This is a genomic window from Phenylobacterium sp. J426 (assembly GCF_024699945.1).
Taxonomy (GTDB): Bacteria; Pseudomonadota; Alphaproteobacteria; order Caulobacterales; family Caulobacteraceae; genus Phenylobacterium.
The window spans coordinates 3,430,940-3,451,250 of the sequence record NZ_JAJOMY010000001.1 but is presented as its reverse complement, the minus strand read 5'-3'; the positions used below and the strand labels follow the sequence as shown (position 1 = coordinate 3,451,250).

Below are 20,311 nucleotides of genomic sequence, written 5' to 3'. Positions count from 1 at the left end.
TCCGAAAATGTACAGCCTGCCGGAACCGGCGCACTTCGCATCCTATCGCGGCTTCTGTTTCATGAATCTGGATCCAAACGCGGTTGGCCTCGAAGAGTATCTTGCCGGCGCCAAGATCATCCTTGACTTCATTTCGGATCAGACAGATGTCGGAATGGAGATCGTTGGGGGTTGCCAGGAATACGGCTTTGGCGCCAACTGGAAACTTCTCTGCGAAAACAGCATCGATGGATATCACGGGCAACCGACGCATGCGAGCTACTTCGATTACTTGCTCAGTACCCATGGTAGTTTTGGCGACGCAAAGAGCCAGCTAAGCCGCGCGATCGATCTCGGCAACGGACACGCGACCATCGAATACGGCGCACCATGGGGCCGTCCCGTCGCGCAGGCGGTTCCATCCTGGGGCGAAGACGGCAAGCGCGATACCGAGGAAGTCTTCGCGCGCCTGGAGAGGCGGGTGGGCCGCGACGTTGCCGAACGGATTGCCTACAACAACCGCAACACGCTCATTTTTCCCAATCTGGTCATCAACGACATCATGGCGATCACAATCCGGACCTTCTATCCGGTTGCGCCAGGCCGTCTGAAGGTTAATGCCTGGGCGCTCGCTCCGATGGAAGAGAGCCCTGCGATGCGTGAGCGCCGCCTCTTTAATTTCTTGGAGTTCTTGGGCCCGGGTGGCTTCGCTACACCCGACGATGCGGAAGCGTTGGAGGCTTGCCAAAGAGGGTACGAGAACTCCGATATCGATGGCATCGGCTGGAACGATATTTCGAAAGGTGCGCTCTCGGATCGTCCTACCAGTCAAGATGAAGAACAGATGCGGTGTTTCTGGCGCGAGTGGAGCCGGCGCATGGAAGGGGAGGCTGGATAATGACGGGATCTGTAGCGAAAAAGCCCGCCGCGGGGCTTTCGGTGACGGTTCGGGACGTCGAGACGTTTCTGTATGATGAGGCCGCCCTGTTGGACAGATGGCTGCTCGACGATTGGCTCGCTCTGTTCGAAGAGGGTGCGAGCTACTTAGTTCCCCCCTGCCGGGTCCGATGACGATGTGAGTGCCGCGTCCTCGCTCTTCTATATCGCCGACGACTACCCGCGGTTGGTCCAGCGGGTTCGGCGGCTTCAAAAAAACACGGCTCACGTCGAATACCCGCACTCCAAATGCTGTCGTCTTATTTCGAATGTGCGTTTACTGGGTGGAGACGACGACTCATTTGATGTGGAATCGAAATTCGTCACCTACCGCTCCAAGAACGGAATCTTGGAAACTTATCTCGGTCATCACACCTATGAGCTCAGGCTGGCGAAGGCCGGGTTGCGGATCCGAAACAAGAGATCTCAATTGGATCTCGACCATATACGAGAGCAGGGTAAGGTCAGCATCATCTTGTGATGCGGTCCGAAGCTCTCAGGGCATCCACAAGATGCTGGATGCGCACTCAAATCATGCGCTTGTCCCAGTCTAATCAATTTTACGGAGGCGACACAGTTATGGCGGCCAAGGATATTCGACATACGAGACTCGGCTATGTGGCGCTTAATGTTAGCGATATCAAGGCCAGCGAAGCCTTCTACGGCGCAATAGTAGGCCTGACCGCGTCGGCAGACTCAACAGAAGATGTGGTTTTTTTCCGGTGTAGCGACCGGCACCATGATCTTATGTTGTGCCAGGACGGAAACGATCACGGCCTCAAGCGGGTTGGGTGGGAATTGGAGTCTCCCGAAACAGTGGATATTGCGCGGTTCCATTTTCAGTCTTTGGGCTTGCCAATAGTTGAAGTGCCTGACGATGAAGCCGCGCGCTTGGGCATCGACTTTGGCTTCCGCACAGTCTACGATAAGCTGGGTGCGGTCTTTGAGTATTATTCCGCAATGAACAAGGCGGCGCCGGCATTCACTCCGACGCACACGAAGATCGCCCGTTTGGGCCACGTGGTGCTAAATACTCCGCATCACAGGGAGGTGGAAGATTTTCTGCTGAACCAAATGAACTTTCGTGCGTCGGATCGCGTCGATGGTATGGTCACCTTCATGCGGTGCTTCCCCAATCCGTTCCACCACAGCCTGGGCTTGAGTGCTGGCCAAGCACAGAGGTTGAACCACGTGAATTTCATGGTGACCGAGATCGACGACATCGGAAGGGCAATGAATCGGATGAAGGCCAACGACGTGAAGATCGTTTATGGTCCCGGCCGCCACCCGCCATCTGAGTCGATTTTCCTCTATTTTCTGGACCCGGATGGGATCACGGTTGAATACAGTTTCGGAATGGAGGAGTTCCCGGAGATCGGGCCTCGTAATCCACGCCTTCTCGAAGCGAAACTCGAATCGGTGGATTTTTGGGGGGCTTGCCGCAGCCGGGCTTCGGCAATAGTGGAATGTTTCAGTCACTTCAAAGCCAAGCGACTTAACGCCGATGTCTTTCAAGAACAAAGTCGCAATCGTCACCGGTGCAGCGAGCGGTATCGGACAGGCCATCTGCGAAAAATTGGCCGAAGTCGGTGTCAATCTCGTGCTTGGCGATACAGCCGAGGACACGTTGAAGGATTTGGCGGGGCGGCTGCCAGGGCAGATCGAAACCGTCTGCTCAGATCTTTCAAAGGAAGAGGGGGCAAATAGGTTAGTTGGCGCGGCGTTGGCCCGATTCGGCACTATCGATATCCTAGTCAACAACGCCGGGGGGTGGTGTGATCCGGCCATTCCTTGACCACACTCCGGAGACCCTGCGCGAAACCCTGGACCGAAATTTGTGGACGGCCCTTTGGTGCACACGCACAGTTTTGCCGCACATGCTCACGAAGAAGTTTGGACGCGTAATCTTTATCGGCGCGGACTCGGTCCGAAATGGCCTTTGGCAGCACGCAGGCTACAACGCCGCCAAAGGCGGCGTACACGGACTAACGACGGGTCTCGCACGGGAGTTTGCCGCTGACGACATTACGTTCAACACCGTTGCGCCTTGCATTGTAGATACGCCAATCGTGGTCGAAATGCGGAAGCAGCACACCATCCCACTGCTTGAAGATGCCATTGGTGTAGTTCCGAAGGGCCGCCCGGCCCAGACTGCCGAGGTCGCCTCCATGGTTCGTTATCTCGCATCTGAGGAGGCGGCTTTCGTCACAGGCCAAGTCATTAGCGTGAATGGCGGAAGCACGATGCTCTAAACGGACGCGGGGAAGTTGGTTTTGCCGTTCTCTCGCGCTGGCTCATAAAAGTAGTGGCAGTAGCGCGCCGAGAGACCACCTGCTCGAGTGGAGAATCGTGTCCGCCGCTTGACCTTGGCGACTAGCGCTCAATCCCCAATGACTCGCTTGAGGCGGCAATGACTGGCACGATAGACATTCACACCCACGTGGTTCCGTCCAGCTTCCCTGCGTACAGGGGAATTAGGAAGGATGTGGCTTGGCCCTCTGTCGTGCACCAGGACTGCGGCCATGCCTGCGTTTATACCGGCGAGAAGCCATTTCGGGCGATCACGGCAAATTCCTGGAACCCGCGCCTTAGGTCGGAAGAAATGGAAGCCAGTGGCATCGCACGGCAGGCACTTTCGCCGATGCCGGAGCTTCTGTCGTATTGGCTGCAGCCCGACGACGCGGCAATTCTGGCCCGGCATACGAACGATGAAATCGCGCAGATGGTATCGGCTGATAGGGCCCGTTTCTTGGGCCTCGGCATGGTGCCCTTGCAATCGATCGATCTCGCCATCAGGGAGCTGCACTATATTGCGGAGAACGAGTGTCTCCACGGGATCGAGCTTGGTACAAACATCAACGGAAAGCCGATCGGGCATCCCGATTTTGCGGCCTTCTTTGCGGTAGTGAATGAACTTTCGCTTCCCGTTTTTGTGCATGCCCTGAGGCCGGTGGGTGTAGAACGCCTCGTGGGCGGGGCAATGCTGGAACAAGTGATTGCATTCCCCTGTGAGACGGCATTTGCCGCCGCCTCCTTCGTTACCGGCGGAATCATGCAGGCGCACCCCGACCTGCGCATCGCTTTCAGCCATGGCGGTGGAGCATTCGGACAAGTGTTGCCGCGGCTACAATTTTCTTGGAGCATGGCCCCGGAGCTTCAAGAGAAGCTCACACTCTCGCCCAACGAAGTCGCCCGCAAGTTCTTCTACGACACGCTGGTTTACGATGAGGGAGCACTACGCTATTTGATCGAAAAATTCGGTATATCTCAACTCATGGTTGGGACGGATTATCCGTTCCTCATCATGGACCGCGAGGCCAATCAGCGCATCGATCGACTGGGACTTTCCGAAAGCGAAAAACGGCAGATTCTTCGCGGGAATGCGCTGCGCTTTTTCGGCCTCGGCTTCCCGCAGACTTCGACCTGATTGCCCTGGTAGGGGGGAGGTGGGTGTGATCACCGCCGCAGCCCTCATTTCCTCTGTCAGGGACCCGGCCGACTTCAAGTCCGGGCGGCACTTTGCTGCCTGGCTAGGTTTGGTCCCACGCCAGCATTCAACCGGCGGCGTCGACAAGCTCGGCGGGATTAGCAAGCGCGGGGACAGCTATCTCAGGCGACTGCTCATCCACGGCGCCGGGTCCGTGATGCGTTGGCGGCGCAGATCCTGGGCATGGCTCGTCGCATCAGAGAACGTCGGCCGGTGACCTGCCGCCTTCCTGATCCCTCGGTTTGAGTGAGAGTCCGTCACCTAGAGGAGACGGATGTGAAGAAGAGCAGGTTCAACGAGGTGCGGATCATCGTAAGCGGCGCTGCGGGGCCGCGGGCGGGCACGCTGCAGTCGGCGGTCGGGATGTAGATCAGGCCGCGATTGCGGTGGAGGTCGGGGCGTAGGCCCAGGGCAGGAGTTCGTCGAGGCGGCTCTGGAGATGGCCGTTGATCAGCTTTGTGATGACGTCCTCGATGTAGGCCTGGGGCTCGACGCCATTGAGCTTGCAGGTGGCGATGAGCGAGGCCAGCACCGCCCAGTGTTCCGCCCCGCCTTCGCTGCCGGCGAAGAGGCTGTTTTTCCGCGTCAGAGCCAGCGGCCGGATGGCGCGCTCGACGGTGTTGGTGTCGAGCTCGACGCGGCCGTCGTCGAGGAATCGGGTTGCGTGTTCCACGCGATCGTGGGCACGGATTCCACGGCAAGGTGGGCGCGGATTCCGCGCGAAGGTGGGCAGCCATTCCACGGGATGGTGGGCGCCCCTGATCTGAAGGGGTGAGCACGGTTCGGCCGACAATCTGAGGGCTAAGGAGCCCCTCTGTGTGAGCAGGGGGGACCCGATGCCGAGCGAGAGATTGTCGATGCGCCGGATACGAGAGTTGTTGCGCCTGAGGTTCGAGGTCGGCCTGAGCACCCGGCTGATCGCGAGCTCGCTGGGGATCAGCAAGGGCGCGGTGAGCGACTACCTGCAGCGCGCCCAGGTGGCGGGGCTGGGCTGGCCGTTGCCCGAGGCGCTGGACGACACCGCGCTGGAGCGGCGGCTGTTTCCCGGCCAGCCGCCGAGCAAGGCGCCGCGGGCCGAGCCGGACTGGGCGGCGGTGGACCGGGAGCTGCGGCGCAAGGGCGTGACCCGCTCGCTCTTGTGGCAGGAGTACCGGGCGGAGCATCCCGACGGCTACGGCTACGCCTGGTTCTGCCAGCACTACGACGCCTGGAAGGCGCGGCAGGCGCCGACCATGCGCCAGCGGCATCGGGGCGGCGAGAAGGTCTTCGTCGACTACGCCGGCGACACCCTCGAGGTGATCGATCCCGAGACCGGCGCGGTCCGGCCGATGAAGCTCTTCGTGGCCGCCATGGGGGCGTCGAGCTACGTCTACGCCGTAAGCGCGGCTTCTTCCCCACCTTTCCCTCGACGGATTGATCCCTGAGCTTGGCCCATCGGTCGCGGCCGCGGGCTTAAGAGAGCTGATGATGTCGGGTGATGATGTGCTGATGATGCCTCCGGCGCATCGGATCGAGGTCTTCACGGGGACAGCGCGTCGGCGGCGATGGAGCGCTGAGCAGAAGGCGCAGGTTGTCGAGGACAGCTACGCCACGACGGTGGGCGAAGCGGCCGCCCGGCATGGCGTGTCGAAGTCTCAGTTGTTCAACTGGCGGCGAGAAGCCCGGGAGGCGAGCGCGGGCATGACGTTCGCGCAGATTGAAGTGGCGGGCGCCGATGAGGCGCCGCGTGCGCCCACCGCGGGCTTGATCGAGCTCCAGCTGGGCGGCGCGTCGGTGCGGATTTGGCCCGACGCGGATCGGCAGATGGCGGCCGCGATCGTGATGGCGTTGCGGGCGGGCGGACGTTGATCGGCATCGGATCCGGGGCCCGGGTGCTGGTGGCGACGAAACCGGTGGATTTCCGCCGCGGGGCTGAGAGCCTGGCGGCCCTCGCCAAGGAGAGCTTGGGTCAGGATCCGTTCGCCGCCGGCGTGGTCCTGGTGTTCCGGGCCAAGCGCGCGGACCGGGTGAAGATCATCGCCTGGGACGGCTCGGGCCTGGTGATGCTGTGGAAGGCGCTCGACGAGGGGGCGTTCAAATGGCCGCCGATCAGCGACGGGGTGATGCGCCTGTCTTCGTCGCAGCTGGCGGCGCTGCTCGACGGGCTCGATTGGACGCGGATTCACCCGCCCAGACGGGCGGCGCCAAAGGCGATCCGCTAGCTGCGGCGGATTGAATCAGCCGCTCCGCGGGGGGCGCCTCAAACCGCCGATCTTGTGCTTCACTCCGCCTATGGATTTGGGCGCCGCCGATCTTCCCGACGATGTGGAGACGCTACGCGCCATGATCCTGGCGGCGCGGGCTCGGGCGGCGGCCGCGGAGGCCGAGATCGAGCAGATCCGGGCCGGGCAGGCCCAGCTTGCCGCCGTCGAGAACGAGCACGCTCAACTCTTAGCGCAGGTCGCCCAGCTCGAGGCGCAGAATGAGCGCTACGCGCTCATTATCGCCAAGCTCCGCCGGCTGCAGTTCGGCAAGCGCTCGGAGCAGCTGGACAAGGATCAGCTGCAGCTGGCCTTCGAGGACCTGGTCCAAGGCCTGGCCGAAATCGAACAGGAAGAAGAGCGGTCCGATCCGGAGCTGAAGGCGCATCGCACGCGCCAGCGCCGGGACCGCCGGCCCTCGCTGCCCGATCATCTGCCGCAGATCGACGTGACCATCGAGCCGGAGACGCGGGCTTGCTCGTGCTGCGGCGGAGAGCTGCACGTGATCGGCGAGGACGTCTCCAAGCGGCTCGACGTCGTCCCGGCGCAGTACCAGGTGATCGTCACCCGCCGGCCGAAATACGCCTGCCGATCCTGCGAGGGGCCGATCGTCCAGGCCCCGGCGCCTGCACGGCTGATCGAAGGCGGCCTGCCGACCGAGCGGCTGGTGACGCAGGTGGTGGTCGACAAGTACGCCGACCATGTCCCGCTTTACCGCCAAGCGCAGGGCTTCGCCCGCCAGGGGATCAGCCTCGACCGCTCCACTCTGGCCTTCTGGACCGGCTACGCGGCGGCCGAGCTGAAGCCGATCTGGGCGCACATGCGCCAGACCTTGCTGAGCGCCTCCCGACTCTTCGTCGACGAGACCAAGGCGCCGGTGCTCGATCCAGGACGTGGACGCACCAAGAGCGGTTACTTCTGGGCAATCGCCCGGGACGATCGCGGCTGGGCCGGAACCGATCCTCCAGCCGTCGTCTACACCTACGCCCCGGGCCGCGGCGCCGATCACGCGATCACGCTCCTGAAGGACTTCTCCGGGGTGCTGCAGACCGACGGCTACACCGCCTACAAGACCCTGGCGACGCGTCGCAACGACGTGGCCCTGGCGCACTGCTGGTCGCACGCCCGCCGTAAAGCCTTCGACCTGACCAAGGGCGGATCTGCACCGGTCGCCGGCGAACTCCTGGCCCGTATCGGCCAGCTCTACGCCGTCGAAGCCGAGATCCGCGGCCAATCCGCCGAAGCGCGGCGACAGGTGCGGCGGCAGCGGAGCGCGCCGCTCATCGCGGCGCTGAAATCCTGGCTCGAGGAGCAGCTGACGCGGCTGCCAGGGCGCTCACAGACCGCCGAGGCGATCCGCTACATCCAGACGCACTGGGACGGCCTGACCCTCTTCCTCGACGACGGCCGCATCGAGCTCGACACCAATCCGGTCGAACGCACGATGCGCCCCATCGCTCTCAACCGGAAAAATGCGCTCTTCGCCGGATCCGACGAAGGCGCGGAGCACTGGGCGATCCTGGCCACCCTCATCGAGTGCTGCAAACTCCACGGCGTGAACCCCGCGGCCTATCTCGAGGACGTCCTCACCCGACTGGTGAACGGCCACCTCAACAGCCGCCTCGACGACCTCACGCCCTGGAACTGGAAGGCCGCTCAGGCCGCCGCCTGACCGTCAAGCCGTCGACCTACGGTGGAAAAGCACCGCTTACTCTACGCCGAGGCCCGGCCGAGCGAGGGCCCGGCGGACTGGATCGGCTGCCATGTCGGGCTCTTCGCCGCCCTCGGCGGGGTCCCGGCGACGATCGTCTGCGACAACCTCAAGGCGGGGGTGGCGCGCGGCGACCGCTACGAGCCGCAGATCAACCGGACCTACCAGGACCTGGCGCGGCACTACGGGACCGCGGTGATCCCGGCCCGGCCCTACAAGCCGCGCGACAAGGCCAAGGTCGAGCAGGCGGTGCTGCTGGCCGAGCGCTGGATCCTGGCGCGGCTGCGCAACCGGCGCGTCTTCGGGCTGGCGGAGCTCAACGCCGCCATCGCCGAGCTGACGGCGGAGCTCAACGGGCGGGTGATGCGCGCCTACGGCATGAGCCGCGCCGAGCTCTTCGCCCAGGTGGACGCCCCGGCGCTGAAGCCGCTGCCGGCGGCGCCCTACGCCTTCGCCGAGTGGAAGGTCTGCCGGGCGGGGCTCGACTACCACGTCGAGATCGACGGCTCCTGGTACTCCGTCTCCTACCGGCTGATCCCCGAGCAGGTCGATGTGCGGATGAGCGAACGCACGGTGGAGGTCTTCCACAAGGGCCAGCGCCTCGCCAGCCACGCCCGGTCCTTAGGCCGCCGCGACCACACGACGATCCCCGAGCACATGCCCAGCTCGCACCGCCGGCACGCCGAGTGGACGCCGGCGCGGCTGATGGCCGGCGCGCAGAAGATCGGCCCGGCGGCGGCGCTGGTCTCGGCCATCATGGCCGAGCGGCCGCATCCGGAGCAGGGCTTCCGCAGCTGCATGGGCATCCTGGCCCTGGAGAAGCGCTACGCCGCGCCCGTCTGGAGGCGGCCTGCCAGCGCGCCGCCCAGATCAGGGCCCGCTCGGCCAGCTCGGTCCGCTCGATCCTGCAGACCGGCCTCGACCGCGCCTTCCTGGAGCCCGAGCCCGATGACCAGCCCCTGCGCCACGGCAACATCCGCGGCCGCAACTACTTCCACTGACCCTCAAACCCAAGGAGACCCGATGCTCGCCCACCCCACCTATGAGCGCCTGATCGCGCTCGGCCTGCCCGGCATGGCCAAGGCCTTCGAGGAGCAGCGCGCCGCGCCCGATCTCGCCGCGCTCAGCTTCGAGGAGCGCATCGGCATCATGGCCGACCGCGAGGCGGCCGAGCGCGACAGGAAGCGGCTGACCGCGCGGCTGAAGTTTGCCGCGCTCCGCCAGGACGCCTGCGTCGAGGACATCGACCTGCGTACGCCGCGCGGGCTGGACCGCGCGCTGCTCGCCCGCCTCGTCGCCGGCGACTGGATCGGCCGCCATCAGAACTGCCTGATCACCGGCCCCTGCGGCGTCGGCAAGAGCTGGATCGCCTGCGCGCTCGGCCACAAGGCCGCCGCGACGGCCGCTCCGTCTTCTACCAGCGCGTCCCGCGCCTCTTCGAGGCCCTGGCGCTCGCCCGCGGCGACGGCCGCCACGCCCGCCTGCTCAAGACGCTGGGGCGTGTCGACCTCCTGATCCTCGACGACTGGGGCCTCGCCGGGCTCACGCCCAACCAGCGCATCGACCTCCTGGAGATCGTCGAAGACCGGCAGGGCCGCGGCTCCACCATCGTCACCAGCCAGATCCCCGTCGACCAATGGCACGACGTCATCGGCGACCCCACCCTGGCCGACGCCATCCTCGACCGGCTGGTCCACAACGCCCACCGCCTGACCCTCGCCGGCGACAGCCTGCGCAGGCTCTCCGGCCACCGCGAGCTTGACGCTCAGGCCAACCCCTTGATGGGGTGGATGGCCCCCTCAGACCGACGCCGAAGCGTCATGGTGGTCGTCATCTTGCCATTGCGCGGAGGAGACCATCCATGGGTGAGATTACCACAGTGGCCGTCGACTTGGCCAAGCGCGTGTTCCAGGTTCACGGCGTCGACGCGGCCGGCAACGTGGTGCTGCGGCGCCAGCTCCGTCGGTCAGAGGTGTTGCCCTTCTTCGAGAAGCTGAGCCCGGTCATCGTGGGCATGGAGACGTGCTCCGGCGCTCACTATTGGGGCCGGCTTCTCGCAGGCATGGGCCACGAGGTTCGGCTTGTGCCGCCGATCTACGTGAAGCCTTTCGTCCAGCGCCAGAAGAACGATGCGGCGGACGCTGCGGCGATCTACGAAGCGATCAGCCGGCCGTCGATGCGGTTCGTGCCGGTGAAGACGACCGACCAGCAGGCTGCCCAGGCGGCGCTCCGCACCCGGGAACTCTTGGTCCGACAGCGCACCATGGCGGTCAACGCCTTGCGTGGGCACTTGGCGGAGTTCGGCATCACGGCCGGCGTCGGGCTGCACAACCTGCCGACGCTGCTGGAGCGATTAGACGCGACGACGGAGGCCCCGGACTACGCACGGGAGAGCCTGCAACTGCTGATCGACCAGATCGAGGACTGCAGCGACCGCATCGGCAAGCTCGACGTCGTGATCGCGCGCCGCTGCCGCGCCGATCCAGACGCCCGACGCCTGATGACAATCCCGGGCATAGGACCGCTCACCGCGAGCGCTCTCCTGGCGACCGTGCCGGATCCGGCCCGCTTCAAATGTGGCCGACACTTCGCAGCCTGGCTGGGGCTCGTACCCCGACAGCACTCCACAGGCGGCCAGGCGCGGCTGGGCCGGATCAGCAAGATGGGCGACAGGACCCTGAGACGACTGCTGGTCTCGGGCGCCGTGGCGGTGCTGTTGGCCGCGCGCCGGCGACCCGGCTTTAGCGACAGCTGGCTTGGCCGCCTGCTCGCGCGGAAGCCGCTGTTGCTGGCAGCCGTAGCGCTCGCGAACAAGCATGCGCGGATCGTCTGGGCATTGCTGGCGAAGGGCGGCGTCTATCGCGAAGCGGCGGCTTAGGAGCTTGCCCGCTGCATCTCGCGGCGGGCGGTGTGTGCGTCGGCGACGACGGAGGTGATGGCGACGGGTCGACACCTGGGCTCGGCAAACCATGCGAGTCGTAGCGCCTCGAGCGCGTACCCTTGATCGGGACCCGAGCCCCGCGCACTCCATCAGGGCCAGCAGCCGAAGATGACTGCACCGACAGGCCGGACACATGACCGCGCGCCGAGCCACCGCCACTCACCTTCGTTGATGTGTCTGATCGCTCCGGTGGAGGCCGGCAGCGAGGGGAGCCGGCTGGCTTCGAGCCGTCAAGGACAAGCCGGCTTCGCCGGGCGCGCGTCCCGCGCGCTCCTTGACCGCTCTTCACCAGCCGTCTGTGGGGCTGCCATGCCCTCCAGGGAAGGGTAGCCCTCGCTGGCGCGAGGGCTCTTGCGCGGAAATCGGTTGCCGGGGTGGGGCCATCCACACATGCCGGGGTGGGGCCATCCACACATGACTCCATGCCCACGTCGGCCGACCGAGCCGCCCACGATCACGTGGAACAGGCGCCCACCATCGCGTGGAATCCGTGCCCACGATCACTGGAATGCGCAATCGGGTGAGGCCTTCCCAGTGGTTCAGGACGTAGCGGATCGCCTTGGCCAGGTCGCCCTTCTGGCTGATCAGCTCGAGGCGGGCGCTCAGCCACGGCTTCAGATCGGCCAGCAGCGGCGCGCTCTTTGCCTGACGCACGGCCCGCCGGTCGTCCGCCGATCGGCCGCGGATCTCGTCCTCGACGGCGTAGAGCTGTTGGATGCGGGCGATCGCCTCGGCGGAGATGGGCGTCTTCGCCGGGTTCTTCTCGTCCAGCAGCTTGTGGAAGTAGCGGCGCGTATGGGTCCAGCAGAAGGCGAGCTCGACAGCGCCGCCCTTGGCCAAGGCCTTGTAGGCGCCATAGCCGTCGGTCTGCAGCACGCCGCGGTAGCCGGCCAGATGCTGCGCCGGCGACGAGGTCGCTCGATCCCCCGCATAGACGAAGGCCACGCCCGGCGGCGCGGGGCCGCCCCAGGCTCGGTCGTCACGCGCCTAAGCCCATAGCTGTCCGAGCTTGGTTCGGCCTCGCCCAGGGTCCAGCACCGGCGCCCTGGTCTCGTCGGCGAAGAGCTTTCCCGAGCCCTTCAGCTTCTCCAGCAGCCGCGCATGCAGCGGCTTCAGCAGCTCGGCCGCGGTCCCGGTCCAGTGCGCCAGGGTCGAGCGGTCGAGCACGAGGCCGCGGCGGGCGTACATTTGGGCCTGCCGGTACAGCGGCGTGTGGTCCGCGTACTTGGCGACCACGACGTGGGCGACGGTGGCCTCGGTCGGCAGGCCGCCCTCGATCAGACGCGCCGGGGCCGGGGCCTGCACCACCACCTCTTCGCAGGTTCGGCAGCCGTACTTGGGCCGGCGGATCACCAGCGCCCGGAAGGTCGCCGGGATGACGTCCAGCCGCTCGGCGACGTCTTCGCCGATCCGGTGCAGGGCGCCCGCGCAGCAGGGGCAGGTCTTGTCGTCGATGTCGATCACGCGTTCGACGCGCTGCAGATGGGCCGGCAGGGATCCGCGGTTGGCCCGCCGCTTCGCCGCCGTGGCGGCCTTCTCGGCCGGCGTCGACAGGCGCAGCTCAGCGCTGGCCAGCTCCTGCTCGAGATCCTCCAGCGCCAGCGCGAGCTGATCGGGCTCCAGCTTCTCCGAGCGGCGCCAAAGGTAGTTCGCTGGAGATCGCGGATGATCCGCGTCAGCCGCGCGATCTCCTCGTGGTCCGCGGCCCGGGCGTCCTCGTGAGCGGCGATCTTCCGATCGCGCTCATCGAGCTCTGCGGCATGGCGCGCGCGCTCGGCCTGGAGCAGTTCCCAGAGCGTCCCGGCGTCGATGTCACGCGGCAGTTCCACGAGCGAAGTAGATCACGGCGCGGCCGCTTTGAGGCGCCCTCGCGCGCCTCCTGAGTCAACTCGCCGCAGGGTTCAGGACACCTCCTGCGGGGCCCGCGTCCGCCGCGGGGTCATCACCCGCGTCCACTCCATTCCGGCGACCAGGTGCACCGCGCTCAGCCGCATGACGCCGTCGGTGATCTGCGGCCAACGGAAGCCGCCTTGTTCCAGGCGCTTGGCGTAGAGCACCAGGCCGGATCCGTCCCAGTACAGCAGCTTTATCCGGTCGGCCCGCTTCGCTCGGAAGACGTAGATCACGCCCGAGTATGGATCGGCTTTCAGATCCTCCTTCACCGCCCGGGCCAGGCCATCATGCCCCGGCGGAAGTCCACCGGCCTGGTCGCCACCAGCACCCTCACGCCCGCCGGCGGCCCCGATCCTGGGATCACTGGCCAGCCTTCAGCGCCTGGATCACCGTCGCCACCGTCTTGGCCTCAGCGCCGCGGCCGATCCGCACCAACACGCCGTCGATCTCGATTTCGATGTCGCCGCCGACCCGCGGCTTGCGCCGTCTCTTCGCCGCCACGGTCCTCGGCGGTTCGGCCGGCTCGACCACCACGGGCACGAACGCCGGCGCCGGCTCTGCCGCCTTGCGCGCCTCGCGCAGCCAGCCGAACACCTGCTGCGGCCGCAGGTCGTGGCGACGCGCCACCTCCGACACCGTCGCGCCAGGCGCCAGCGCCTCCAGCATGATCTCGGCTTTGGCGTCCGCCGACCACGTCCGCCGCCCGCCGACACCGGTGATCACCTCCAGCCGACGCACCACAATCGGCTTCGGCTCGCACGTAAGGTCGTGCGTAGGGTCAAAACCAGACATCTGCGGATCTCGTCTCCGATCGAGATCGCTATTGTCATCGCTTCAATTCAGACCTGGAAGGTGCCCTCGGAGCGCCGCTTACGGATCATCGGCGTGCTGCGGGAGCAGGAGGCCGGGAGCCCGACGGCGGAGGTTCGCCGTCGGCACGGGATCAGCGAGCAGACCTTCTACCGCTGGAAGGCCAAGTACAGCGGCATGAGCGTTTCGGACGCCACGAATCTGAAGACCCTGGAGGACGAGAACCGGCGGCTGAAGAAGCTGCTGGCGGAGTCCATGGATCGTGTCCCAAGCCGTGGTGTAGCTTCGGCGGTGTGATCACCGCGCTCTCCAGCTGGGCCGGACTTGTCAGGCGGCCACGGCGGGCAGGCTAACGAGGGCATCATCGCTGAGCAGTGCGAAGCTTTCCAGCGGCATGTAGCGGGAGCGCTGGACGGCCCATTCGTCGGACTGCTCGAGCAGGATGGCGCCGACCAGGCGGGCGAGCGCGGCCTCGTTCGGAAAGATGCCGACCACCTCGGTGCGGCGCTTGATCTCCCGGTTCACCCGCTCGATGGGATTGACCGAGTGGATCTTCACCCGGTGGGCGGCGGGGAAGCTCATGTAGGCCAGCACGTCGTCCTCGGCCCGCTCCATCAGCTCGGCGAGCTTCGGCAGCTTGAGGCGCAATTGGTCGGGGACCCTGCGCCACTGGGCCTTTGCGGCCTCGGCGTCGTCCTGCGCGAAGGCGGTGGCCATCAGCGCCGAGACCACCCGCCGGCCGTTCTTGCCGGCGTGGGCCAGCGCATTCCGGGCGAAGTGCACGCGGCAGCGCTGATGAGTGGCGCTCAGCACCCGCGCGGCGGCCGCCTTCAGGCCCTCGTGCGCGTCGGAGATCACCAGCTTGACGCCGCGCAGGCCGCGGCGGGCCAGCTTGCGCAGGAACTCCGTCCAGAAGGTCTCCGCCTCGGACGGGCCGATGCCCATGCCGAGCACCTCTCTCCGGCCGTCGGTGTTGACGCCGACGGCGACGGTGACCGCCATCGAGACGACACGGCCGGCTTGGCGCACCTTCACGTAGGTGGCGTCGATCCACAGGTAGGGCCACTCGCCTTCGATCGGCCGCTCCAGGAAGGCCTGCACCCGCTCGTCGATCTCCTCGCACAGCCGGCTGACCTGGCTCTTGGAGATGCCGCTCATGTCCAAGGCCCGGACCAGGTCGTCCACCGAGCGGGTGGAGACGCCCTGGATGTAGGCCTCCTGGATCACTGCGGTCAGCGCCTTCTCGGCCAGCCGCCGCGGCTCGAGAAAGAACGGGAAGTAGCTGCCCTTCCGAAGTTTCGGGATCCGCAGCTCCACCGTGCCCGCCCGGGTCTCCCAATCCCGATCGCGATAGCCGTTGCGCTGGACCAGCCGCTTAGCGCTCTTCTCACCATGGCCCGCGCCGGTGAGCTGGCCCACCTCCAGCTCCATCAGCCGCTGGGCGGTGAAGCCGATCATCTCGCGCAGCAAATCGGCGTCGGCGCTCTTCTCCATCAGCCCGCGAAAGGCGATCATGTCGTCGGTCATCTTCGGTCTCCTGGTTTGGGGTTTGTGTCTGCAAACCCGACCCTAACCGAAGATCGCGGATGACCACCCCGCTACGCCGCTCGCTCCCTACGGCGCCTTGTAGGGGCGCGCTCCGCGAGCGGCTTGCTACCGCCCAGCTACACCACGTCCGGGGACACCACCAGTCCATGTTGGACGTCTCGGCCCTGAAGGACCTTCTAGGAAAAAACTGATCGGGCCTGCAGCGCGCAGGGCGGCCGTGCATCGTCTGGTGACGGAGCGCGGCCTCTCCCAGAGGCGCGCCTTCGGGCTGGTCCAGATCGATCCCAAGACGGTGCGTCGCGTGGCTCAGGCGGGCGATGCGGACGTGCGTGAGCGGCTGCGGAGCCTGGCGGCGGAGCGTCGCCGCTTCGGCTACCGGCGGCTGGGCATCTTGCTCGAGCGTGAAGGCGTCAGCATGAACAAGAAGAAGCTCTTCCGGCTCTACCGCGAGGAGGGCCTGGCGGTGCGCAGGCGCCGTGGCCGCGCGCGCGACCGGCACGCGCGCGCCCATGGCGCTGCCGGATGGTCCCAACCAGCGCTGGAGCCTGGACTTCGTGGCCGATGCGCTGAGCTGGGGCCGGCGGTTCCGGATCCTGTGCATCGTCGACGACTTCACCCGCGAAGCCCTGGCGCTGGTCGTGGACACCTCGATCGGCGGCCGTCGCATGGCCCGCGAGCTGGACGGTCTGATCGCCCGGCGGGGCAAGCCAGCCACCATCGTCAGCGACAACGGGACCGAGATGACCAGCCGGGCCATGCTGGAATGGACCAACCGCACCGGCGTTGACTGGCATTACATCGCACCGGGCGAGCCGCAGCAGAACGGCTCTCGTCGAGAGCTTCAACGGCAAGCTGCGCGACGAGTGTCTGAACGAGGAGGTCTTCGCCAACCTGGCTGAGGCCCGCGCCGTGATCGAGCGCTGGCGGCTCGACTACAACCACGTGCGCCCGCACTCGGCGCATGGCGGGCTTACCCCCGAAGCCGTGCGGCTGAACCCCGCGGCCGGCCGGCTGCGCAACTTGATCAGCTCCACCGGCCGGCCGCTACCGCCGACGCTGGAGATCAGCTACCAACCCCCCAGGACTCTCATAATGATCGAGGGACCGGCGGGGGGCAGGTCACGAGATTAGGAGTGTCGCCTGGTCTTCTCACGATGTGGGACTCTCCATTACGCACCCATTGCTGGTCGACACGTCGGAGCTCTACGCTTACGCCAACAACAACACAAAATCGGGAGTCGCCCTAAGTGGCGTCTGAGAAACTTGATAACTTGGCCGCGCATCTGCGGCAGGCCCACGATCGGGGGCCTCTTACGCCCCTGCGAGACGGCCTTGATCTGTCGGGCATGGAGGGCGCTTGTGCCGTCCTGAGCATCAATACCCGCTACTGGGTAGAGGGCGGCCGAAGGATCATCGGCAAGAAGATAGGCCTGATGTCCGAAGCCGTACAAAAGCAACTCGGGTTCAATCAACCTGACTTCGGCGCGTTATTTTCTGACATGGAGATCGCCGACGGGTGCGGAATGATCCTCGAGGTCAATGGCGCGCTGCCTCGATGGGGGTTGGCGCCGCTCGCCTTGGCAGTCCGCTCACCGCCGCCGCATGGTTGGCGCGCACGCTCGCGGCGAGGGGCGAGCCGTTGTGGGCGGGCGATCTGATTTTGACGGGCGCGCTTGGGCCGGCGGTGTCGGTCGCACCGGGGGCTTCAGTCACGGTTTCCATCGGCCGGCTCGGCGATCGCGGGTTCAAGTACGGAGTAGCAGCGTGAGCTTACAGACGAAGGTCGCGATCATCGGGTCCGGCAACATTGGTACGGATCTGATGTTTAAGATCCTTTACAGATCTCGCCACCTCGCGCTGGGGGCCCTCGCGGGCGTGGACCCCGCCTCAGAGGGTTTAGCGCGAGCCAAGCGCCTGGGGAGTCGCCACAACCGACCGCGGCATTGACGGTCTGCGCGAACTTGATTGCTGGCCCGAGGTTCAAATCGTTTTTGACGCAACCTCGGCCGCAGCCCACGCGCGGCATCAGGAGATCTGTCTCGCGGACGGCAAGGTCATGATCGACCTGACGCCTGCGGCGGTCGGCCCATATGTCGTCCCCGTGGTGAACGGAGACGCTCACCTCAACGCACAGAACCTCAACATGGTCACGTGCGGCGGCCAGGCCACCATCCCCATCGTCGCCGCGGTAAGTTCAGTGGCGCGCGTCCGCTATGCGGAAATCGTGGCGTCCATCGCCTCGAAGTCGGCTGGGCCAGGGACCCGAGCGAACATCGATGAATTCACCGAAACAACCTCCCGGGCCATCGCTGCAGTAGGAGGCTCTGATCACGGCAAGGCAATCATCATTCTCAACCCGGCCGAGCCCCCGCTGGTTATGCGCGACACAGTGTACTGTCTGGCTGAAGGGGGGAGCCTGCGGCGATCAAGGCGGCTATAGAAAAGATGGTCGAAAGCGTTCAGGCCTACGTTCCGGGTTATCGGCTCAAGCAAGAAGTGCAGATCGAGCGGATTGGAGATAATCAGCCGATCTACATTCCAGATACGAGCGAAAACTTTACCGGGTATAAGGTTACGACGTTTTTGGAGGTCGAAGGTGCCGGGGACTATCTTCCGCCCTATGCCGGAAATCTGGACATAATGACGTCAGCCGCCCTCAACACTGCAGAGCGCGTGGCGGCGGCCCGGACTAAGGCGGTGCGCGCGTGACCCGAATTGCACAGCCGAGGAAGCTCTATATCCAGGACGTCACCCTGCGTGACGGCATGCACGCGATAGGCCACCAGTACGGTCTAGACGCCATCATCAAGATCGCTAAGGCGCTGGACGCGGCCAAGGTGGACGCCATCGAGATCGCGCACGGTGACGGTCTTGCCGGATCTTCGCTGAACTATGGGTTTGGTCGCCATTCGGATTGGGAGTGGATTTCCGCCGCTGCTGAACAGTTGACCCACGCGACACTTACGACCCTCCTTCTGCCCGGCATCGGAACGGTTCATGACTTGAAGCGCGCATTCCACGCGGGGGTGCGGTCGGTTCGTATCGCGACGCATTGCACGGAAGCCGATATTTCCAGACAACACATCGGGTTCGCGCGCGACCTCGGCATGGACGTCGCCGGCTTCCTGATGATGAGCCATAGAGCTTGTCCGGAAGAGCTGGCGCAGCAGGCGCTCCTCATGGAGAGCTATGGCGCGAATTGCGTGTACGTCACGGATTCTGGGCGGCGCGCTTACCATGGACGGCGTCACGGCGCGGCTCGAGGCCTACGACCGGGTCCTCAGGCCAGAGACGGAACGTGGCATCCACGCCCATCACAACCTTTCCCTCGGCGTCGCTAATTCTGTCGCGGCGGTCCAGGCTGGCGCGACCCGCGTGGACGCCAGTTTGGCGGGTATGGGCGCGGGGGCGGGGAACGCCCCGCTGGAGGTCTTCATCGCAGTGGCGGATCTGTACGGCTGGCCACACGGCGCCGACCTTTTCACGCTCATGGACGCGGCGGACGAACTTGTTCGCCCTCTGCAGGACCGCCCCGTTCGCGTGGATCGTGAGACCCTGACCCTCGGATATGCCGGCGTCTACTCAAGCTTCCTGCGGCATTCAGAGCGTGCGGCGGACACCTACGGCGTCGATGTCCGCAGCATCCTCCTGGAACTCGGACGCCGAGGCATGGTCGGCGGACAGGAGGACATGATCGTCGATGTCGCCCTCGATCTCGCCTCCCAGGCAGGGGCTGGAACTGAATCTCCTTAGAGTCTAAAGTGGTGAACTACAATGTGGTGTATGAAGGTGGTTATAGATAGGGAGATTTCGAAGCGATCTATAAAAGTACGAGAAATCGCTGCGCCGATGCTAGGCGACGGTGTCAAACATCTTCTCGCCTCCTACGAGCGCCCCGTATCGTCTCGCGAGAGGCCTGGCAGTTCCGCGGATGTCAGGGTTCGTGACCCCCTCGAACTCACGGACGAGTTAGTCGAATGCCGCTTTCATGCCAGGCTTTGATGCCAGCCATGATCCGGGCGATGCGGCTAACCCGCCGTTCAGTCGCAGCCTTCTGCCTTCCGGCGAGGCGCTATCGCCGTTGGTCGCGCAAAACACACTGCTGATCTGGGGGCGTGATGACCGGACGGTCACCCTCGATCACGCCTCCCTGCTCCTGAAGTTCCTACCGGAGGTGCGTTTGCATGTCTTCGGCAAATCCCGCGAATGGGATCAATGGGACAAGGCCCAGGAGGTCAAGACGCTCGTCGGTCACGTCCTTAGGGAAACAGCGCCTTGACCATGGCCGCCGACCTTGGTGGGGGCTCCGTCAGCCTGGTGGAGCTGGCCGCGCGATTGGCGCTGGACCTGCAGGGAGCCGGCTATGCGCCGATCGACTTCGGCGCGTGTCCGGAGGCCCCACTATCCATTGTCGGGGCCGGCGCCAGCCTCGCCGGCTCGGTGGACCAGGTTGGCCACAGTGCGAAGGTGGCCCTCGTCTGCGTGACTGACGGGGTGCAGCTGCCCAATGTGCTGGGTGACTCTGGCGGCGGCCTTCTCCAAAGCGCGCCGGCCGGCGGTCCGGTCTCCGCCGGCGAGCTGAGCGACTTGCTCGCCGGTCCTTTTGGGCTCGGCGCGGCGGGCCTGGCTCATTGGGCGCTGGTCGCTCTCTGCTCTGTGGCGTTGTCGCCAGCTGGTTGGTCTATGCGCAGCTGGAAAGCTGAAGGCCTCAATAATCAGCTGATGCCGTTCAGACCGACAGTTTAGGAGTTCCGATCCGTGCTTCA

18 protein-coding genes and 10 pseudogenes are annotated in these 20,311 nt (G+C 65.3%); 23 read left to right on the top strand and 5 right to left on the bottom strand.

Annotation, left to right across the window (positions count from 1 at the left end):
- Positions 1 to 7: 7 nt before the first annotated feature.
- From LRS10_RS18255 to LRS10_RS18235, 7 genes and pseudogenes are all read left to right on the top strand, one after another.
- On the top strand, positions 8 to 877 hold the full coding sequence (locus tag LRS10_RS18255) for an RHO alpha subunit C-terminal catalytic domain-containing protein (protein WP_257838490.1): 870 nt from the start codon (positions 8 to 10) through the stop codon (positions 875 to 877).
- Between the two features lie 177 nt (positions 878 to 1,054).
- Positions 1,055 to 1,396 carry an aromatic-ring-hydroxylating dioxygenase subunit beta gene (locus LRS10_RS25270; RefSeq protein WP_374570393.1) on the top strand — a complete coding sequence of 114 codons (342 nt, stop codon included), beginning with the start codon at positions 1,055 to 1,057 and terminating at the stop codon, positions 1,394 to 1,396.
- Positions 1,396 to 2,250, top strand: a pseudogene (locus LRS10_RS18250) (VOC family protein); the annotation flags it as partial. The gene LRS10_RS25270 and the pseudogene LRS10_RS18250, both read left to right, overlap by 1 nt.
- 169 nt (positions 2,251 to 2,419) lie before the next feature.
- Positions 2,420 to 2,710: an SDR family oxidoreductase gene (locus tag LRS10_RS25265; RefSeq protein ID WP_374570390.1), complete on the top strand. Its 291-nt coding sequence runs from the start codon at positions 2,420 to 2,422 to the stop codon at positions 2,708 to 2,710.
- Positions 2,691 to 3,167 carry an SDR family oxidoreductase gene (locus LRS10_RS18245; protein WP_257838488.1) on the top strand — a complete coding sequence of 159 codons (477 nt, stop codon included), beginning with the start codon at positions 2,691 to 2,693 and terminating at the stop codon, positions 3,165 to 3,167. Before LRS10_RS25265 ends, LRS10_RS18245 begins: the two co-directional genes overlap by 20 nt.
- A 158-nt stretch (positions 3,168 to 3,325) precedes the next feature.
- Positions 3,326 to 4,342: an amidohydrolase family protein gene (locus LRS10_RS18240; protein WP_257838487.1), complete on the top strand. Its 1,017-nt coding sequence runs from the start codon at positions 3,326 to 3,328 to the stop codon at positions 4,340 to 4,342.
- A 19-nt stretch (positions 4,343 to 4,361) separates the two neighbouring features.
- A pseudogene (locus LRS10_RS18235) lies at positions 4,362 to 4,568 on the top strand (transposase); the annotation flags it as partial.
- Positions 4,569 to 4,772: 204 nt separating this feature from the next.
- Here the strand turns inward: LRS10_RS18235 and LRS10_RS18230 are convergent.
- Positions 4,773 to 5,072: pseudogene (locus LRS10_RS18230) on the bottom strand (transposase domain-containing protein); the annotation flags it as partial.
- Between the two features lie 166 nt (positions 5,073 to 5,238).
- On the opposite strand from LRS10_RS18230, the pseudogene LRS10_RS18225 reads away from it, so the two are divergent.
- The 7 genes and pseudogenes from LRS10_RS18225 to LRS10_RS18195 all read left to right on the top strand — a co-directional run.
- Positions 5,239 to 5,793, top strand: a pseudogene (locus LRS10_RS18225) (IS21 family transposase); the annotation flags it as partial.
- A 76-nt stretch (positions 5,794 to 5,869) separates the two neighbouring features.
- Positions 5,870 to 6,250, top strand: coding sequence for a transposase (locus LRS10_RS18220; protein WP_257838485.1), 381 nt, complete (start codon positions 5,870 to 5,872; stop codon positions 6,248 to 6,250).
- Positions 6,247 to 6,603, top strand: coding sequence for an IS66 family insertion sequence element accessory protein TnpB (gene tnpB, locus LRS10_RS18215; protein WP_257838484.1), 357 nt, complete (start codon positions 6,247 to 6,249; stop codon positions 6,601 to 6,603). Before LRS10_RS18220 ends, tnpB (LRS10_RS18215) begins: the two co-directional genes overlap by 4 nt.
- 70 nt (positions 6,604 to 6,673) lie before the next feature.
- Entirely contained in the window at positions 6,674 to 8,314 is a 1,641-nt protein-coding gene (locus tag LRS10_RS18210; RefSeq protein ID WP_257838483.1) for an IS66 family transposase, read from the top strand.
- Between the two features lie 42 nt (positions 8,315 to 8,356).
- Positions 8,357 to 9,354 (top strand): annotated as a pseudogene (istA, locus tag LRS10_RS18205) (IS21 family transposase); the annotation flags it as partial.
- Positions 9,355 to 9,376: 22 nt separating this feature from the next.
- A pseudogene (gene istB / locus LRS10_RS18200) lies at positions 9,377 to 10,092 on the top strand (IS21-like element helper ATPase IstB); the annotation flags it as partial.
- A 122-nt stretch (positions 10,093 to 10,214) separates the two neighbouring features.
- Positions 10,215 to 11,231 carry an IS110 family transposase gene (locus tag LRS10_RS18195; protein WP_257817796.1) on the top strand — a complete coding sequence of 339 codons (1,017 nt, stop codon included), beginning with the start codon at positions 10,215 to 10,217 and terminating at the stop codon, positions 11,229 to 11,231.
- Positions 11,232 to 11,813: 582 nt separating this feature from the next.
- On the opposite strand, the pseudogene LRS10_RS18190 reads toward LRS10_RS18195, so the two are convergent.
- Positions 11,814 to 13,024: pseudogene (locus LRS10_RS18190) on the bottom strand (IS66 family transposase); the annotation flags it as partial.
- On the opposite strand from LRS10_RS18190, the gene LRS10_RS18185 reads away from it, so the two are divergent.
- On the top strand, positions 13,013 to 13,177 hold the full coding sequence (locus LRS10_RS18185) for a hypothetical protein (RefSeq protein ID WP_257817797.1): 165 nt from the start codon (positions 13,013 to 13,015) through the stop codon (positions 13,175 to 13,177). The pseudogene LRS10_RS18190 and the gene LRS10_RS18185 sit on opposite strands and share 12 nt — an antisense overlap.
- 18 nt (positions 13,178 to 13,195) lie before the next feature.
- Here LRS10_RS18185 and tnpB (LRS10_RS18180) read toward each other — a convergent pair whose 3' ends face one another.
- Positions 13,196 to 13,468, bottom strand: a complete 273-nt coding sequence (gene tnpB / locus LRS10_RS18180; protein WP_257839202.1) for an IS66 family insertion sequence element accessory protein TnpB — start codon at positions 13,466 to 13,468, stop codon at positions 13,196 to 13,198.
- Positions 13,469 to 13,547: 79 nt separating this feature from the next.
- Entirely contained in the window at positions 13,548 to 13,979 is a 432-nt protein-coding gene (locus tag LRS10_RS18175) for a transposase (protein WP_257838482.1), read from the bottom strand.
- Positions 13,980 to 14,039: 60 nt separating this feature from the next.
- Between LRS10_RS18175 and LRS10_RS18170 the strand changes: the two are divergent.
- Positions 14,040 to 14,255 (top strand): annotated as a pseudogene (locus LRS10_RS18170) (transposase); the annotation flags it as partial.
- 69 nt (positions 14,256 to 14,324) lie between these two features.
- Here the strand turns inward: LRS10_RS18170 and LRS10_RS18165 are convergent.
- Positions 14,325 to 15,524, bottom strand: a complete 1,200-nt coding sequence (locus LRS10_RS18165; protein ID WP_257838481.1) for an IS256 family transposase — start codon at positions 15,522 to 15,524, stop codon at positions 14,325 to 14,327.
- Between the two features lie 161 nt (positions 15,525 to 15,685).
- On the opposite strand from LRS10_RS18165, the pseudogene LRS10_RS18160 reads away from it, so the two are divergent.
- From LRS10_RS18160 to LRS10_RS18130, 7 genes and pseudogenes are all read left to right on the top strand, one after another.
- A pseudogene (locus LRS10_RS18160) lies at positions 15,686 to 16,676 on the top strand (IS3 family transposase); the annotation flags it as partial.
- A gap of 116 nt (positions 16,677 to 16,792) precedes the next feature.
- The gene (locus tag LRS10_RS18155; protein WP_257838480.1) at positions 16,793 to 17,203 is read left to right on the top strand and encodes a hypothetical protein; all 411 of its coding nucleotides are present in this window, start codon (positions 16,793 to 16,795) and stop codon (positions 17,201 to 17,203) included.
- Positions 17,204 to 17,309: 106 nt separating this feature from the next.
- A pseudogene (locus LRS10_RS25260) lies at positions 17,310 to 18,254 on the top strand (acetaldehyde dehydrogenase (acetylating)).
- Positions 18,251 to 18,886, top strand: a complete 636-nt coding sequence (locus LRS10_RS18145) for a hypothetical protein (protein ID WP_257838479.1) — start codon at positions 18,251 to 18,253, stop codon at positions 18,884 to 18,886. Before LRS10_RS25260 ends, LRS10_RS18145 begins: the two are co-directional and overlap by 4 nt.
- Positions 18,783 to 19,298 carry a hypothetical protein gene (locus LRS10_RS18140; RefSeq protein WP_257838478.1) on the top strand — a complete coding sequence of 172 codons (516 nt, stop codon included), beginning with the start codon at positions 18,783 to 18,785 and terminating at the stop codon, positions 19,296 to 19,298. Before LRS10_RS18145 ends, LRS10_RS18140 begins: the two co-directional genes overlap by 104 nt.
- Positions 19,299 to 19,533: 235 nt before the next feature.
- Positions 19,534 to 19,824, top strand: a complete 291-nt coding sequence (locus LRS10_RS18135; protein WP_257838477.1) for a hypothetical protein — start codon at positions 19,534 to 19,536, stop codon at positions 19,822 to 19,824.
- Positions 19,821 to 20,291: a hypothetical protein gene (locus LRS10_RS18130; RefSeq protein WP_257817804.1), complete on the top strand. Its 471-nt coding sequence runs from the start codon at positions 19,821 to 19,823 to the stop codon at positions 20,289 to 20,291. Before LRS10_RS18135 ends, LRS10_RS18130 begins: the two co-directional genes overlap by 4 nt.
- Positions 20,292 to 20,311: the final 20 nt, after the last annotated feature.